The following is a 16,342-nucleotide window of genomic DNA, read 5'->3' as shown; positions in this document are numbered from 1 at the left end:
AATCTAGCGCGCGATCATTTAGCGCAAAAAGTGAAGAGAGGTGCCACGGAGTGTCGCGCGTTGAAACAGCGGCGGGGCGGATTTCCCGCGATGGCGGAAGCGAAGGTGTGCTGGAGCGTGCAGGCATGGCCGTGTTCAAGGCTGTCACCCTCGTGGTGAGCGGAGTTCTGGCGCTCGCAGCTGGAGCGGGGCATGCCAACGCCGCGGAATTGACTCTGGACAGCGGGCACGTGGACGTCTTTCATGTCTCCGCTGACGGCGGGAACCTGAAGCTCGATCTCCGCGAGGATGTCACCGGTCAGCACGTAACCCACGATCCGGCGGATGTCCTGCTCGAGGTCGGGGAGAACACGCGGACTGATGCGACTGCTGATGTCGCCGAGATCGGCGAGAGTGGCTATCTGCTGCCGCAGACGCAGGACCCCGACAAACTGTGGCCGGGCTGGGATACGAACGATGTGAAGTCGAGTGGATTCGATGCCGTTGATATCACGTTTGAAGAGGTCGACGGTCCGGGCGAGGTGTACCTGTTCCAAGAGAAGGGGTTCGGGGACGTCGCGTCCGTTCTCGCTGACGGTGAATTGACGCTGGAGTCTGGCAGCGTCATCGAGCAGAGTGAACCGTCGCACGTCCACACCAACTGGTTGTTCACCGAGCCGGGCACGTACACGATGACGGTGAAGGCCGTCGCGGACGACGCGGAGTCGAACGAGGCGACCTACACCTGGCAGGTCAGCGAGGGCGATGGATCCGCAGACGATTCGGATTCCGACTCTGATACCGGCACAACCGGCAGGGACCGCTCGGCCGCAGGGTTGAGCGACGGTGGTTCTGATTCTTCGACGACGAAAAGCGCCGGAAAGACCGATTCTTCCACCACGAAATCGAAGACGGACAAGGGCACGACAGCGGGCGGCAGCGGCAACGGATCCGCCGCCCAGCAAGCGCAGGGCGCTAACGGTGGAAGCAACGGAGGTGGAAACGGAGAAGGCGGCGAGAAATGCACCGCTGCGCTGGTCCCGCGGGTGAAAGACGACCGCACCTCGCCGGCGTCGTGGAAGGACCCGGCGGGGCTGACTTTCGGCCTGGGTGATGCGGCGAAGGCGCAGCTGCCACAGGAGATCGGACCGGTCCCGGCGGGGGATGTCTGGATGATCGGCTCGGTGCAGCAGGCCGGTGTGCCGTGGCTGGGAGCGAATACCCAGCACGAGTCGCTGATCCAAAACACCACCGGCGAGGTGACCTGGGAGGTCACTGACTTCGAGGGTCCGGGACCGATGACGGTATTCACCCAGGGCGGGCTCGGCCAGGTCGTGGGCGAGCAATGGTTCAGCGCAAGCAACGGCAAGGCACAGGGCAGCCACACTATCCCGGGCAACACGCATGTGCACCCGTCGTGGGTCTTCGGCAAAGAGGGCACGTACAAGGTGACGGTGAAGCAGTCGGCGAAGACGAAGAGCGGCGAGACCGTGAGCGGTTCTGCCACGCTGACATTCGTCGTCGGCGGAAAGGGCAATGCAGATAGCGGCCACTTCGACTTCGGCGCGATTTATGACGCCAAGGGCAGCTGCTCTTCCGGCGGCGGTGGCGCCGCGGGTGGTGCCGGAGGAAGCTCGGGTAGCGCTGCTGCGTCAGGCACTGCCGGTGGCAGTCTCGCGGACACCGGGATGTCGATCATGACTGTGCCATTCGCCATTCTGGGCATCGGTGTGCTGGTCTTCGGCGCGGGCATGATCCGGATCTCCCGGAAGTTGATTGGATGAGCAGACACGCCGCAGCGCGGGGTCTAGCCGCACTGGGACTGGTGGCGGCACTCGCCGGGTGTAGTGGTCCGTCGACCGCGGCGGAGGACGCCGATGGTAAGGCGAAGGTCGTGGCCACGACCTCGATCCTGGCGGACATCGTCTCCCACGTCGCCGGCGATGCCGCGGATGTGACGGGGCTGATCCCGGCGGGGGCGGACGCGCACAGTTATGAGTTGGGGCTGCGTGCCGTGCGCGATATCGCGTACGCCGATGCGGTGTTCACCAACGGGCTGTTGCTCGAACCGCAGCAGTTACAGCGCACCGTCGAGAGCACCGTGCCGGAAAATGCGCGTGTCGTTCCTGTCGCTGAGCAGGCGCAGCGTCACGGCTTCCAGCCGCGCATGCTCGTGGAGGATGCCGGATTGGACGCGCCGTGGCTCGGCTTGCGCGTCGCGGCACCAGAGCAGGATTCAGCCGGGGCGCCGGAGCAGAACCCACCAGCGGTGCCGAAAACCGCGGTGGCTGATATTGCACTGAAGAAGCTCGAAGGCCCAGGCGATGCGGCCGCGTATATCGTGGGCACGTTCGGGACCCCGGAGTTGCTATTCAATTCCGCGGACGGCACCAACGCGGATGATGCCACGACCCTTCCGGTGGATGCGCATACGCATGTCAGTTGGGCGTTCAGTAAACCGGGCATCTACAAGCTCACCATCGGTGCTGATGCGCGTGATGCGGTGGGGGAGCCGGCGACGCCGCTGCAGGAGCAGACCTTCACCATTGCCGTCGGCGTGGATCCGCACACGGCGGTGCCGGGCGCGGAGGTGCTAGAGCACGGCCACGTGGACATCACCGCTGAGTTCGGCGCGGAACGCACTGGACGGCTGGCGCTGCTCGGCGATGCGCCGAAGAAGGACCAACGGGGTGTCACGCAGTCCACACGCCACGAATACGACCCGGCCCGCACGGTCATCGCGGTGCCGAGTGCGACGCTCCAGGAGGTGCCCGCCGGGCGCGAGTACCGCTTCCTCGGCAATCCCGGCGACGAGACGTACCTGCTCCCGCAGGCAGTGCTGGGCAAGCATGTGCACGGTGAGTACGACCCGCATTTCTGGCACGACGTCGAAGCCGTGAAAGCAGTGGTCAAGGTGGTGCGTGACGAGCTGGGCTCTGCGGATTCGCAGCACAGTGCGCAGTACAGCACCAACGCCGAGAACTACCTCGCCGAGCTGGATGATCTGCACGCGGAGATGAAGCGCACTTACGGCACGATCCCGCAGAGCAACCGCAATTTGGTCACCACGCACGACGGATACGGGTACCTCGCGGACGCCTATGGGCTCACCCTCGCCGGGTATGTCAGCCCGAACCCGTCGGTGGAACCCAGTCCGCGCGATGTCATCGCGTTGACCCGCACGTTGGAGAACCTCAACGTCCCGGCGGTCTTCCTCGAGCCTGTCGCGCAGAGCCGCCCAGCGGAGCTGTCCGAGGTCGCCGGCCGTTTGGGGATCCAGGTGTGCACCATCCGCGGCGACGCGCTCGACCCGCCAGGGAAGGGCCCGGCGCAAACCTATATCGACTTCATGCGCAGCAATGCGCAATCGCTTTCCACGTGCCTCGCAAATGAAAGGAACAACTCATGAAACTTCGCACCCGCATTGCAGCGTCCGTCCTCGCAGCAGGACTTTTCGGAGCATCGCTTATCGACGCCCCCTTGGCCCTCTCCCAAGCCCCCGCCGATGACCCAGCTCTGCAGCAGACAGTGCAGGACGATGAAAAGATCGCGCCACTGGGGGAGAAGGCGGTGATCTCCGCCGGGCACGCGGACCTTGGCCCGCTGTACGTGGACGGGGAAATGACCTTCATGGTGCGCGATGATTCGCAGGTGCCGCCGGTGTGGCGCCATCTTGAGGACGTGGTTTTCGAGGTCTCCGATGAGGCGAAGCAGACGCTGCCGGAGGGTGAAGATTTCGACTTCACAGGCGCGAAGGCCGGAGACGAGGTGTGGGTGGTCCCGCAAAATGAGGTCCCTGGTGTGCCGTGGCTGGGGTGGAATACCCAGTCGCCGAAGGTGGTGGACACCACCGACCGCGGCGTCAGCCTGGAATTCGGCGGGCATGAAGGTGAGGGCGATTTCTCCCTGTTCTTGCAGTCTGGCGGGTTCAGCGAGCCACAGCAGCTGTGGAATTCGCGCCTGAAGGGCAATCAGCCGATGTGGGTGGAGCTGAACACGCACACGCACGCCAACTGGGTGTTCACCAAGCCGGGAGTCCACCTCGTCGGTGCCCGCGCGGTGGTCAAAGACAAAGACGGAAAAGAACACGTCTCCGAGCAGGTCGTGCGCTTCGCAGTTGGTGAGGGCACCGATGTGCAGGAGGCAGCCGCAGCGGAATTCGCAGGTCCCTGGCGCACAGCAGAAGGCGAAGGCGGCAGTGATGCGGAGAAGAGCGGTGACAAGGGGGAGCAGGGCGACGTCGATAAGCAAGACGGCGCAATCTCTCCCGTGCTGTGGGTGCTCGGCGGGCTCGCTGTTGCGGCACTCGTCGTGGGCGCGTTGAGCTTTGTCTGGCTGCGCCGTGCGCGTGCCGAGCGGGATGAAGCGGCGGCATCGATCGGCAGGGATGCCTAATGCGGCACTGCCTGCAAGATCCGGTCGTGACGGCGCACGGCGTGAGCGTCGACTACGGCACGCTAACGGTGTTCGAAGGCGTTGATCTGACGGTGCACGCCGGAGAATTCGTCGGGCTGCTCGGCCCTAACGGTGCGGGAAAGACGACGCTGCTGCGTGCCCTTCTCGGGCTGATCCCGGCCCGCGCCGGGGCCGTCGAGATCGCGGAGCGCACCGGCAAAGCAGCCCGCCGTGCGGTGGGCTATGTCCCGCAACGGCACTCTGTGGCCTGGGATTTTCCCATCGACGTCTATTCGATGGTGCTTGGCGGGCGGCTGAGTCTCCGTCCGTGGTGGCGTCCCGCTGGCCGCACGGACCACATCGCGGCTGCGAAAGCTATCGAGCAAGTCGGGCTGTGGGATTTGCGCGACCGTCCCGTGGGCAAACTCTCCGGCGGGCAGCGCCAGCGCGTGCTCGTCGCCCGCGCGCTCAGCCGCGAGCCGAAGCTTTTGCTTCTCGACGAACCGTTCACCGGCCTCGACATTCCCACCACCGAACAGCTCCTTGCGCTGTTCCGTGAACTGGTGGACGGGGGAGTCGCTGTGGTGATGTCCACGCACAATATCGCCGAAGCTGTGTACTCCTGCGACCGTCTCGTGCTGTTCAACCGCGGCATCGTCGCCGACGGCAGCCCCTCGTGCCTGGCGGACCCGGAGCCGTGGTCGGAAGCATTCGGCGTGGATAAGGATTCGCGTTGGCTCGCCGGGATCGGGCTCGATTTCGCCGCGGAAGAGACCCCCAGCCGCCACGCTGTGCAGGGAGGTGCCCATGCCTGAGATCAGTTTCTGGCAGTTCCTGATGGACCTAGCCAACCCGCAGCTGAGCTTCTTGCCACGCGCCCTCATCGTGGCGGTGATCGCCTCGGTGGTCTGCGCGGTGGTGGGCTGCTACGTGGTCCTGCGCGGCATGGCGTTCATTGGCGATGCCGTCGCGCACGCCGTGTTCCCGGGCCTCGCGGTGGCATTCGCTCTGCAGGCCTCAGTGTTGCTCGGCGGTGCTGTCGCGGGCATGGTGGTGGCGGTTTTGATCGCGGTGTTCTCACAGCGCGAAAGGGTGAAAGAAGACACCGTGATCGGCATTTTCTTCGCCGCTGCTTTCGCGCTCGGCCTGGTGATCATCTCCCGGGTGGAGGGCTATACCGCCTCGTTGACATCCTTCTTGTTCGGCTCGCTGACCGGTGTGTCCACGAGCGATATGTGGGTCTCCTTGGCAGCCGGAACACTCGTGGTGGCGCTGATCATCGGGCTCCGGCCGTGGCTGACGGCGGTGAGCCTCGACCGGGAGACCGCCCGTTCCATGAACCTGCCGGTGCTTGCGCTGGACCTGCTGCTGTACCTCGCCGTGACCACGGCGGTGGTCATCTCGGTGCGCACGATCGGCAATATTCTCGTCGTCGCGCTACTGGTCACCCCGGCTGCGATCGCCCGGATGTACACCGACAAGCTCGGCGTGATGATGGCGCTCGCCGCCGGCGCCGGGATCACCGGCTCCGTGCTCGGCGTGTGGCTGTCGTGGGCGTATGACACCCCGACTGGTGCCACCGTCGTGCTGTGCCTGACCGTGATCTTCGTTCTCAGCTGGCTGTTCGCGCCGCAGCAAGGCCTTGTCACCGAACGGATTCGCAACCGCGCACCGAAAGAAAGGACGAATGTCGATGCAGTTTCTCTTTGATACCTCTTCTCTCCGCCGCGTGGTCGCCGTGGCCGCTGCCGGATTCCTCGCAGTGGGCAGCGGTGCACTTGCGGGCCCTGCGGCGTTTGCAGCTGACAACGCCGACGATGCAGGAAACCCTGACAAGCCAGCCGCGGCGAGCGGCAGCCACGTCCCGGGCGATGCCGGTTTCGGCGTGGACCTGCCGGCGGACACGACGATGACCACGCAGGATGGCAAAGAGGTCGAGCACCCCTGCGCCGGCAGGAAGTTGGCGTACCACTCCCACGTCGACGGCTTGTACGGCACCCGCGACGCGGACCAGAACCTCGCGGTGATGGCTGTCGACGGCCAGGCCGTCGTGCCCATGGACGACCTATGCTTCCGCCTCGCCCCCGATGCGGACCCCGACGGCAAGGAACTGAGCCGCATCGCAGTTCCGGATTCGAAGGATTTGTCTTTCCTCGGCGAGCCGGGCTCGCTGGTCTGGTCTGCCCCGCAGGCGGTGGACTTCACCGATAATTGGCGCCCGATCTGGTCAGGACTGGGTGCGTTCGACCCGAACCATGAGATCGACGGTAAGGTGCCGGACAATTTCACGGACGACACGATGCACTTCGACCTCAAGGAATTCTCGGGCCCGGGGGAGATGAATATTTTCTTCGGCGGTTCCGGTGGCGAAGGCGATGTCGAGCACGTGTTCAACAGTGCCGACGACAGCAAGCACACCATCGACTACGAGGTCGGCGCACACGGTCACTTCAACTGGACGTTCACCAAGCCTGGCATCTACGCCATCACGTGGCAGGGCCGCGCCGAACTCGAAGACGGGACACAGGAGCTGACTGAGCCCGTCACCCAGTACTGGCTTGTCGGTTCCGACGAGGAAGTCGGCTTGCCGAAGGACACCACGAAGGAGCTCCGCCCCATCACCGAGCCCGCCGGCGAGGGCACCACACCGCAAGAACCCGAGCAGCCCCCGGCAGGCGGCGAGGATCCTGCGCCCGAAAACCCCGGCACCTTGCCGGAGAGCGACGAGAAATGCCATGCGTCCCGTGCGCTCGCCGGTAAGCCCGACACCTTCATTTCCGAGGGTCACCTCGACATCGCACTCGCCGGTGGCGGGGAGGAGCCGTTGTCATTCACGCTTCGCGACGGATCGACGCCCAGTAATACAGTGTCGCGCCCCAGCGGATCCTTCGCCCTCGAAGTTCCGGACGCCGCGAAGGCGAACCCGAAGGGGGCAATCCGCGATGCGCTGCCCGGTAAACCTGAAACACTGTGGGCACTGCCGCAGTCGCAGAAAAAAGGCCTGCCGTGGCCGGGCTTTTCCACCGAGCACCTCGCACCGGGTGTCTTGGAGGCGGGCAGCACGGTGGAGGTGTCCATCAACGACTTCACCGGCCCGGGCCGCATGCTGGCCTGGCACGAGTCCTTGACGGGCCTGAAGATCGAGTTGGATTCCGGCAACCGCGACCGGAAACTGACGTACCCGATGAACGCCCACGACCACTTGGCCTACGGCTTTGACGCGCCGGGCTACTACACCGTCCAGTACCGGGTGACGGGAAAGACCGCGGACGGCACCGATATCGATGAGACCATCGACGTGCCCTTCCTTGTCGGCGACGAGACCATCGCCGAAGCACGCAAGTCCAAGGAGGCCGGATACTCCGACCTCGGCGACGCCGATGCCTGTGACGGATCAGCAGAACCCGGCGGTTCTGACGGCCCCGACACCACCCCTGACGATCCCGACGACTCCACTGACGGCAGTAACGGCAAGAACCCGTGGACGACCAAGGACATCGGGATGGTCGAAAACGAAGTGAAGAAATTCGGCAAGAAGCTCGACGCCAGCCTGCGCGCCATCGAAGAGCAGAACGAGAAAAACAAAGCCGACAAAGCTAAATCTGACAAAGCCAAAGCCGACAGAGCCAAGAAGGAACCGCGCGACACAACCACTAGTAAAAAACCGGCCAAGAAATCCGGTGGCACAGCCAACAACACCGCCGGCGACAACACGCGCAACAGCATCGACGGCAGGACAGAGCTGAACCGAGTGCCCGCACCCGCGATGACCAATGCCGACGGCGGTACGCCTGCATCGACGGACCTCACCGCGGCCAGCGGGGGAGGAAGCAGCGGGGGAAGCGGTGGCTCTGCCCAGGGCAATACCGTCGCGCAGCCGGCGGCGGCGAGCGCACAAAACGTAGGCGGTACCTCCAGCACTGACAACGAAAGCGACGAAAGCAGCGAAGACAGCGAAGACAGCGCAGAAAACGCGGAGAGCGAAGACGGCGCAGCGGATAACGCCGAACCGGCGGGCGAAGAATCGTCACCGATCCGCTCCTCGATCGACGGGGACAACCTCGAGTACATGGACGAAGACGGTGAGGACGCCCCGGAGGAGCAGCCGACGAACGTCGATGGGGCGGGGGCGCTCGCCTCGCTCACCGCGGGCGGATTCTGGTCGGGTTTGGCCCTGGGGATCGGCGTGATGGCGCTCATCGGCGGCATCGTTCTCTTCGACGCTGCGCGGCGCATGATCAAGGATTTGGAGAAATCCAAGGGGCCACGTTAAAGTAACCAACCGAAGTTTGAACGGGAGAAATCCCGAGCTCAAGTTTCACCGAAGACCGTCGGTCACTTAACCGGAGACACTCCGGAAGAGTCGAAGGAATCCCCCCAGGGATCGGCCCACGCAGGAGAAACGTGGCATTCCTCCGCGCTTTAAGCGCTTGTGCCTCGTGCTTCTGCACGGGGCAATTTTCATTGCTCCGGGCGGACAAGACATGAAGTAATGGGAAGGAGGCGTGTGTCATGGCAAACCCGAAGAACACGGCTGAGCTTGCTGCCTTGAAGGAGAAATTCGAGGGCGCTAGCTCTGTCTTCCTCACCGAGTACCGCGGCCTGACCGTGGGTCAGCTGCAGGAGCTGCGCGGTGAGCTCGGTTTTGACGTTGAACTGCACGTCGCCAAGAACACCCTCGTTAAGATCGCTGCCAACGAGCACGGCATCGAGGGTCTCGATGATCTTCTGACCGGCCCGACCGCCGTCGCTTTCATCAAGGGCGATGCAACGGTCGACGCTGCGAAGGTCATGAAGAAGTTCGCCAAGGATAACGAGGCTTTCGTTATCAAGGGCGGCTACATGGACGGTAACCCTCTCGACGCCTCCCAGGTGGATGCTGTCGCAGAGATGGACAACCGCGAGACCACTCTTTCCAAGCTCGCCGGCGCATTCCAGGGTTCTCTGGCGAAGGCTGCTGGCCTGTTCCAGGCTCCGGCATCCAAGACGGCACGACTCGTTGCCGCACTGCAGGACAAGCAGGAAGCCGCTTAAGGCGACTTCCACCACTAGTACGCACACCAAACATCTGGCCGCATAAGGCCACAACAGAAAGGAAGCCACCATGGCTAAGCTCTCCAAGGATGAGCTCATTGAGCAGTTCAAGGAAATGACCCTTATTGAACTTTCCGAGTTCCTGAAGGAATTCGAGGAGGTCTTCGACGTGACCGCTGCCGCTCCGGTCGCTGCTGTTGCAGCTGCTCCGGGCGCTGCTGGCGATGCTCCGGCTGCTGAGGAGAAGGACGAGTTCGACGTCGTTCTCGAGGCTGCTGGCGACAAGAAGATCGGTGTCATTAAGGCTGTCCGCGAGATCGTCTCCGGCCTGGGCCTGAAGGACGCTAAGGAGATGGTTGAGGGCGCACCGAAGGCCATCCTCGAGGGCGCTAACAAGGACGACGCTGAGGCTGCTAAGGCCAAGCTCGAAGAGGCTGGCGCAACCGTCACCCTCAAGTAAGCGCCTTTCGCTTTATCGCGCGTTACGCCCCCGTCGCTTATCGACGGGGGCGTTTGCCATTGGCGACGCATCTTGGTTTAGGAATGAAAAGGGTTACCGCAGCATGTCTTATGTTCGGTCGTAGGTCATCCATTGGGGTATTGGTGAACCTAAGAGGATCTCTGTGAGTGTCGTTTCCACTTGAGATCGCCGACTAATCCAATCGTCCTCCCACACGATTGCGAGCCGGATCCCGGCGTCGTCACACACTGTTTTCTTGCGATTGTGTCGGTCGACGACTTGTGGATTTGAGAGATCGTGCCAATAGATTCCGTTGAATTCAACCCCGATTTCAAGTTCGGGAATGAAAATATCCAACTCCATACCATGCTTGAAGAGGGAAGAGTCATTTTCGCGTACATCTAGGTCGGGGCGTAGTGCGGTGATGAATCCCACCACTTCCTTTTCAGCAATGGACCAGGGCTTTCTACACTCGGGGCACCCTCTTCCGGATACTCGAGATTTAATTTGGGCCTGCCACTCATGGCCTTGTTCGCAGATCCACCATGCCTTTGAATGAGAACCGGCTAACACATTGGTTGGTGGCACAGTGTTTTTGGTCTCATGCCACTGCTCAGCAACTTTCGGGGCAACTGTTGAAAGGTCGTTGAACCCAGTCAAAAGGAGTCTATTCGTGCAGTAGGGGCAGCCTCTCCCGTGCGTTCTGCTGTTGGGGCTTTGTTTGTAGTCATGCAATCTTGGGCATGTCCACCAATATCGAGTGGTGCTGCCTTTCGAAATATTCTGAGGGTTGGAGTTACCGTTTTTATCCCAGTTCCACTCTTCTATTAGATGTGGGTGGGTGGTCGTCAGGTCGTTGTAGCCACTTAGCACCTTATTCCCAGAGCAAAAGGGGCATCCGTACCCAGCTGCGCGATCTCCAACCGTTGCTTGCCATTCGTGTCTAGGATCAATCAGGCACTTCCACCAAACGCGTTTCTTGCTGGAAGGAGTTACCTCCGATGGAATTAATGGCAGATTTCGTTTTGGGTGCCATTCAGCAGCCAACTGCGGGCGTTTGGTTAATAGATCGTTGTAGCCGCTTAAGACCTTTTGGTTCGAACAAAATGGGCATCCGTAGCCGAATGCTCGATCTTTTACCGATGCCAACCAGATATGGCGACTATCTTCTCGGCACATCCACCAAACTCGAGAATGCGACTTAGAGGTTACGTCCTGTGGTTTCTTACCGTCATTCTTTGAGGGGTGCCACTCCTTGGCTAACTCAGGATTTACCGTCGCAAGGTCATTGAAACCAACCAGGAGCCGTTTCCGGCCGACCGGGGAGCAGTAGGGGCAACCAGCCCCTCGAACACGATTGTTTATGTTGGCTTCCCATTCGTGGTTGCAAGGGCCGATCCACCATACTTTTCTGCCGGATCCGGTCGTAACCTGGTCAGGAGTTAGTGGTTGGTTCTTTGTGGGATGCCATTGTTTCGCGAGGTCGGGGTTTTCTGCAGACAAGATGGGGTTCGCCACGGGTCTATTGAATCACCTTGCTGCCGAGGTGGGTCGAATGTTCAAATTCGGCAGTTGTTTTGAAGCTTCCGGAATTCGAAGAACACTTACTTCTCCTTGTACACTCGCTCGCATGCTCCCTAAATCCCGCATCGTGTCGGCCCTGCTCGTCGGGCTTGGTCTGGCGTTGATCGTTGCGGGGCTCATCGCGCCGCGGTTTCTCAACGGCGATGCGCGGTTCCCGCTGAACCTGGAGAACACCACGTGGACGCTCCACGACCCGGAAGCGACGGTGGGGGAGGCCAAGGACGACGGCACGGCGAAGGACGTGACTGTGCCGCTCACGCGTCAGCTCCACATGACGGTGCAGAACCCGGCGACGGATAAGGCCGTGGCGTTGCGCGTGGGCGACTCGCTGCTGCGCGGGGACAAAGAATCGGATTTCGAGAATCTGGTCACCGCCGCGACGTGGTCGATGGAAATGGACCGGAAAACAGGCCGCTTCGACGAGCCGGCGCGGGTGAGCACCGTGATGGCGCTGCCGGAAGAAACGGTCGATATCGACGGCGTGTGGCTGAAGTTCCCGTCGGATGTGCAGAAAGAGAGCTACCCCGTTTTCGACCCGACGCTGCGCACCACCGTCGATGCGGAATTCACGGGTGAGAGCCAGCTGGCCGGGCGGACGGTCTATACCTTCACGCAGACGGTGCCCGACACCAATGTCGCGGAGCTCTACCCGGGCGAACAGAACTCGCTGATGGTGCCCGGGCCCGACGGGGAAGCGAAAAAGGCGTTCAAGCACCACGCCGCCGAGCGCGAAATCACTGTCGACCAGATCACGGGCCTGGTCGTCGGTATGAACGAGAAGGTCGACGACTACTACGCGGACCGCTCCGGCGAGCGCGTGCGCGAGATTTACTCCTACGACGCAGCGATGGACGACCAGCAGATGGAGGCGTTGACCGGGCAGCTGCCAAAGGTCACCCAGGGGCTTTCGCGCACCGTGACCTATGCCGTCATCGGGGTCGGCACCCTGTTGGCGCTGGCAGGTCTGATCGGGGCGTTCCGTCCGGGCGGGCGCCTACGTGCGGCATCGCACCGCGCGTAGACGCGCTGCGTGCTGTGGCGTTACGGCGGGAGGGCCTCGCGGTGGTATGGTTTCCGGCGAGCGACGGTAGGTATCGATAGATATCGGATTGAAAGATATCGGTAGGTATCGGCTTTACAAGCGGGCAGCGGGGGTATAAGCTGTCTCCTTGCGCTGGAAGCCGTCGCCAGTGTGTATGAGGAAAACCTTGGATCAATGCGAAAACATTGATTTGACAAGGTGATTTTGTGCATTCTGGACTCTCGGGGGCTTCCACAGCTGTCGCAGCTAACAATAAACGCTAATTATCCAGCGGGTGACCAGTGCATATGCGCCGTGTACGGGCCCCGCGTGAGGTGCTGGAAGGACCCATCTTGGCAGTCTCCCGCCAGACCAAGTCAGTGGCCACGATTCCCGGAGCTCCGGAGCGCTACTCGTTCGCGAAGATCGACGAGCCGATTGCGCTTCCTGGGCTCCTTGATGTTCAGTTAGAATCCTTCGCTTGGCTCGTCGGCACGCCCGAGTGGCGTGAGCGTCAGGCAGAAGAGCGCGGCGACGACGCCCGCATCACGTCCGGTCTCGAAGACATCCTGGAAGAGATCTCTCCGATCCAGGATTACTCGGGCAACATGAGCTTGTCTCTGTCCGAGCCGCGCTTCGAAGATGTCAAGTACACCATCGACGAGTGTAAAGACAAGGACATCAACTACTCCGCACCGCTTTACGTCACCGCGGAGTTCATTAACAACGACACCCAGGAGATCAAGTCCCAGACCGTCTTCATCGGCGACTTCCCGCTGATGACGGACAAGGGCACGTTCATCGTCAACGGTACCGAGCGTGTCATTGTCTCCCAGCTGGTGCGTTCCCCGGGCGTCTACTTTGACGAGACGATCGACAAGTCCACCGAGCGTCCGCTCCACGCCGTGAAGGTCATCCCGTCGCGTGGTGCATGGCTGGAGTTCGACGTCGATAAGCGCGATACCGTCGGTGTCCGCATCGACCGCAAGCGCCGCCAGCCGGTGACCGTCCTGCTGAAGGCCCTCGGCTGGACCGAGCAGCAGATCAAGGACCGTTTCGGCTTCTCCGAGATCATGATGTCCACGCTGGAGAACGATGGCGTGGCCAACACCGACGAGGCACTGCTGGAGATCTACCGCAAGCAGCGCCCGGGCGAGCAGCCGACCCGCGATCTCGCGCAGTCCTTGCTCGAGAATGCTTTCTTCCGTGCGAAGCGCTACGACCTCGCACGCGTCGGCCGCTACAAGGTCAACCGCAAGCTCGGCCTCGGCGGCGACCACGAAGGTCTGATGACCCTGACCGAAGAGGACATCGCCACCACGCTCGAGTACCTCGTGCGCCTGCACGCGGGCGAGCGCGAGATGACCTCCCCGGAGGGCGTTGTCATCCCGATCAACACCGACGACATCGACCACTTCGGCAACCGCCGCCTGCGCACCGTGGGCGAGCTGGTGCAGAACCAGGTCCGCGTCGGTCTGTCCCGCATGGAGCGCGTCGTGCGCGAGCGCATGACCACGCAGGACGCTGAGTCGATCACCCCGACCTCCCTGATCAACGTTCGCCCGGTCTCCGCGGCGATCCGCGAGTTCTTCGGCACCTCCCAGCTGTCGCAGTTCATGGACCAGAACAACTCCCTGTCTGGCCTGACTCACAAGCGTCGTCTCTCCGCACTCGGCCCGGGTGGCCTGTCCCGTGAGCGCGCCGGCATCGAGGTCCGAGACGTCCACCCGTCGCACTACGGCCGCATGTGCCCGATCGAGACTCCTGAGGGCCCGAACATCGGCCTGATTGGCGCACTGTCTTCTTATGCACGTGTGAACCCGTTCGGCTTCATCGAGACGCCGTACCAGAAGGTCGTCGACGGCAAGATCACCGAGGAGATCGAATACCTCACCGCCGACGAGGAGGACCGCTACGCAATTGCTGAGGCGGCCACCGAGCACGACAAGGACATGAACATCACCGCCGAGCGCATCGAGGTGCGCCTCAAGGACGGCGACATCGGTGTCGTGGGGGCCAAGGACGTCGACTACGTCGACATCTCCCCGCGCCAGATGGTCTCCGTCGCTACAGCGATGATTCCGTTCCTCGAGCACGACGACGCTAACCGCGCGCTCATGGGTGCGAACATGCAGAAGCAGGCAGTGCCGCTGCTGCGTTCCGACGCCGCGTACGTGGCCACCGGCACCGAACTGCGCGCCGCCTACGACGCAGGCGACATCGTCATCGCCAAGAACGCTGGTGTTGTCGAGGATGTCACCGGTGACGTCATCACCATCATGGACGACGAGGGTCAGCGCGAGTCCTACCTGCTGCGCACGTTCGAGCGCACCAACCAGGGCACCTGCTACAACCAGACCCCGATCGTCTCCGCAGGCGACCGCGTTGAGGCCGGCCAGGTCATCGCCGACGGCCCGGGCACCAAGAACGGCGAAATGGCGCTGGGCACCAACCTGCTCGTGGCATTCATGCCGTGGGAAGGCCACAACTACGAGGACGCCATCATCCTCAACCAGCGCGTGGTGGAGCAGGACATCCTGACCTCCGTGCACATTGAGGAGCATGAGATCGATGCCCGCGACACCAAGCTGGGTGCCGAGGAAATCACCCGCGAGATCCCGAACGTCTCTGAGGACGTGCTCAAGGACCTCGACGAGCGCGGCATCATCCGCATCGGTGCGGACGTCCGCGACGGCGACATCCTCGTCGGCAAGGTCACCCCGAAGGGCGAGACCGAGCTGACCCCGGAGGAGCGCCTGCTGCGCGCCATCTTCGGTGAGAAGGCACGCGAGGTCCGTGACACCTCCCTGAAGGTGCCGCATGGTGAGACCGGCAAGGTCATCGCTGTCCGTCGCTTCTCCCGCGAGGACGACGACGATCTGTCGCCGGGCGTCAACGAGATGATCCGCGTCTACGTCGCCCAGAAGCGCAAGATCCAGGACGGAGACAAGATGGCCGGCCGCCACGGCAACAAGGGTGTCGTGGGCAAGATCCTCCCCGAGGAGGACATGCCGTTCATGGCTGACGGCACCCCGGTGGACATCATCCTGAACACCCACGGTGTGCCGCGTCGTATGAACATCGGCCAGGTCCTCGAGGTTCACTTGGGCTGGCTGGCGCACGCCGGCTGGACGGTCAACCCGGACGACCCGAAGAACGCCAAGCTGCTGGAGACCCTCCCGGAGCACCTTTACGATGTTCCGCCGGAGTCGCTCACCGCGACCCCGGTGTTCGACGGTGCCACCAACGAGGAGATCGCCGGCCTGCTGGCCAACACCAAGCCGAACCGCGACGGCGAGGTCATGGTGGACGGCGACGGCAAGACCCTGCTTTTCGACGGCCGCTCCGGCGAACCGTTCAAGTACCCGATCTCCGTCGGCTACATGTACATGCTCAAGCTGCACCACCTGGTGGACGAGAAGATTCACGCCCGCTCCACCGGCCCGTACTCCATGATTACCCAGCAGCCGCTGGGTGGTAAGGCACAGTTCGGTGGCCAGCGCTTCGGCGAGATGGAGGTGTGGGCAATGCAGGCGTACGGCGCTGCCTACACCCTGCAGGAGCTGCTGACCATCAAGTCCGATGACGTTGTGGGCCGCGTGAAGGTGTACGAGGCGATTGTCAAGGGCGACAACATCCCGGATCCGGGCATCCCGGAGTCCTTCAAGGTGTTGCTCAAGGAGCTGCAGTCGCTGTGCCTCAACGTCGAGGTGCTGTCCACTGACGGCACTCCGATGGAGCTGTCCGGCGACGACGACGAATACGACCAGGCAGGATCCTCGCTGGGCATCAACCTGTCCCGCGATGAGGGTTCCGCAGCCGACACGGCATAAGCGCGCTAGCGCTTCTGCCGTGCGTCGGCACGCAAT

General features: G+C 62.6%; 11 protein-coding genes. 10 read left to right on the top strand and 1 reads right to left on the bottom strand.

Annotation, left to right across the window (positions count from 1 at the left end):
* The first annotated feature begins 50 nt into the window (after nt 1-50).
* The 8 genes from M3G19_RS02845 to rplL all read left to right on the top strand — a co-directional run bounded on the left by M3G19_RS02845 (nt 51) and on the right by rplL (nt 9,868).
* Complete coding sequence (locus tag M3G19_RS02845) at nt 51-1,763, top strand: TIGR03773 family transporter-associated surface protein (protein WP_259900346.1); 1,713 nt, start codon at nt 51-53, stop codon at nt 1,761-1,763.
* Nucleotides 1,760-3,388, top strand: coding sequence for an anchored repeat ABC transporter, substrate-binding protein (locus M3G19_RS02840; RefSeq protein WP_259900345.1), 1,629 nt, complete (start codon nt 1,760-1,762; stop codon nt 3,386-3,388). Before M3G19_RS02845 ends, M3G19_RS02840 begins: the two co-directional genes overlap by 4 nt.
* The gene (locus tag M3G19_RS02835) at nt 3,385-4,374 is read left to right on the top strand and encodes a choice-of-anchor M domain-containing protein (protein ID WP_259900344.1); all 990 of its coding nucleotides are present in this window, start codon (nt 3,385-3,387) and stop codon (nt 4,372-4,374) included. The genes M3G19_RS02840 and M3G19_RS02835 overlap by 4 nt, the downstream gene beginning before the upstream one ends.
* Nucleotides 4,374-5,189, top strand: a complete 816-nt coding sequence (locus tag M3G19_RS02830; protein WP_259900343.1) for an anchored repeat-type ABC transporter ATP-binding subunit — start codon at nt 4,374-4,376, stop codon at nt 5,187-5,189. Before M3G19_RS02835 ends, M3G19_RS02830 begins: the two co-directional genes overlap by 1 nt.
* The gene (locus M3G19_RS02825; RefSeq protein WP_259900342.1) at nt 5,182-6,084 is read left to right on the top strand and encodes an anchored repeat-type ABC transporter permease subunit; all 903 of its coding nucleotides are present in this window, start codon (nt 5,182-5,184) and stop codon (nt 6,082-6,084) included. The genes M3G19_RS02830 and M3G19_RS02825 overlap by 8 nt, the downstream gene beginning before the upstream one ends.
* Nucleotides 6,068-8,647 (top strand): choice-of-anchor M domain-containing protein, encoded by a 2,580-nt coding sequence (locus tag M3G19_RS02820; protein ID WP_259900341.1) that lies wholly within the window; start codon nt 6,068-6,070, stop codon nt 8,645-8,647. The genes M3G19_RS02825 and M3G19_RS02820 overlap by 17 nt, the downstream gene beginning before the upstream one ends.
* Nucleotides 8,648-8,886: 239 nt before the next feature.
* Nucleotides 8,887-9,408 carry a 50S ribosomal protein L10 gene (gene rplJ / locus M3G19_RS02815; protein WP_259900340.1) on the top strand — a complete coding sequence of 174 codons (522 nt, stop codon included), beginning with the start codon at nt 8,887-8,889 and terminating at the stop codon, nt 9,406-9,408.
* Between the two features lie 70 nt (nt 9,409-9,478).
* Nucleotides 9,479-9,868 carry a 50S ribosomal protein L7/L12 gene (rplL, locus tag M3G19_RS02810; RefSeq protein ID WP_210572970.1) on the top strand — a complete coding sequence of 130 codons (390 nt, stop codon included), beginning with the start codon at nt 9,479-9,481 and terminating at the stop codon, nt 9,866-9,868.
* Nucleotides 9,869-9,976: 108 nt separating this feature from the next.
* Here the strand turns inward: rplL and M3G19_RS02805 are convergent, their stop codons facing one another.
* Nucleotides 9,977-11,386 carry a zinc-ribbon domain-containing protein gene (locus M3G19_RS02805; protein WP_259900339.1) on the bottom strand — a complete coding sequence of 470 codons (1,410 nt, stop codon included), beginning with the start codon at nt 11,384-11,386 and terminating at the stop codon, nt 9,977-9,979.
* 112 nt (nt 11,387-11,498) lie between these two features.
* On the opposite strand from M3G19_RS02805, the gene M3G19_RS02800 reads away from it, so the two are divergent.
* Nucleotides 11,499-12,473, top strand: a complete 975-nt coding sequence (locus M3G19_RS02800; RefSeq protein ID WP_259900338.1) for a DUF3068 domain-containing protein — start codon at nt 11,499-11,501, stop codon at nt 12,471-12,473.
* Nucleotides 12,474-12,808: 335 nt separating this feature from the next.
* On the top strand, nt 12,809-16,306 hold the full coding sequence (locus tag M3G19_RS02795; protein WP_259900424.1) for a DNA-directed RNA polymerase subunit beta: 3,498 nt from the start codon (nt 12,809-12,811) through the stop codon (nt 16,304-16,306).
* The last annotated feature ends 36 nt before the right edge of the window (nt 16,307-16,342 follow it).

The sequence above is a fragment of the Corynebacterium sp. p3-SID1194 genome (assembly GCF_025144155.1).
Classification (GTDB): Bacteria; Actinomycetota; Actinomycetes; order Mycobacteriales; family Mycobacteriaceae; genus Corynebacterium.
The sequence above is the reverse complement of the archived record's forward strand: the minus strand, read 5'-3'. Positions and strand labels throughout refer to the sequence as shown.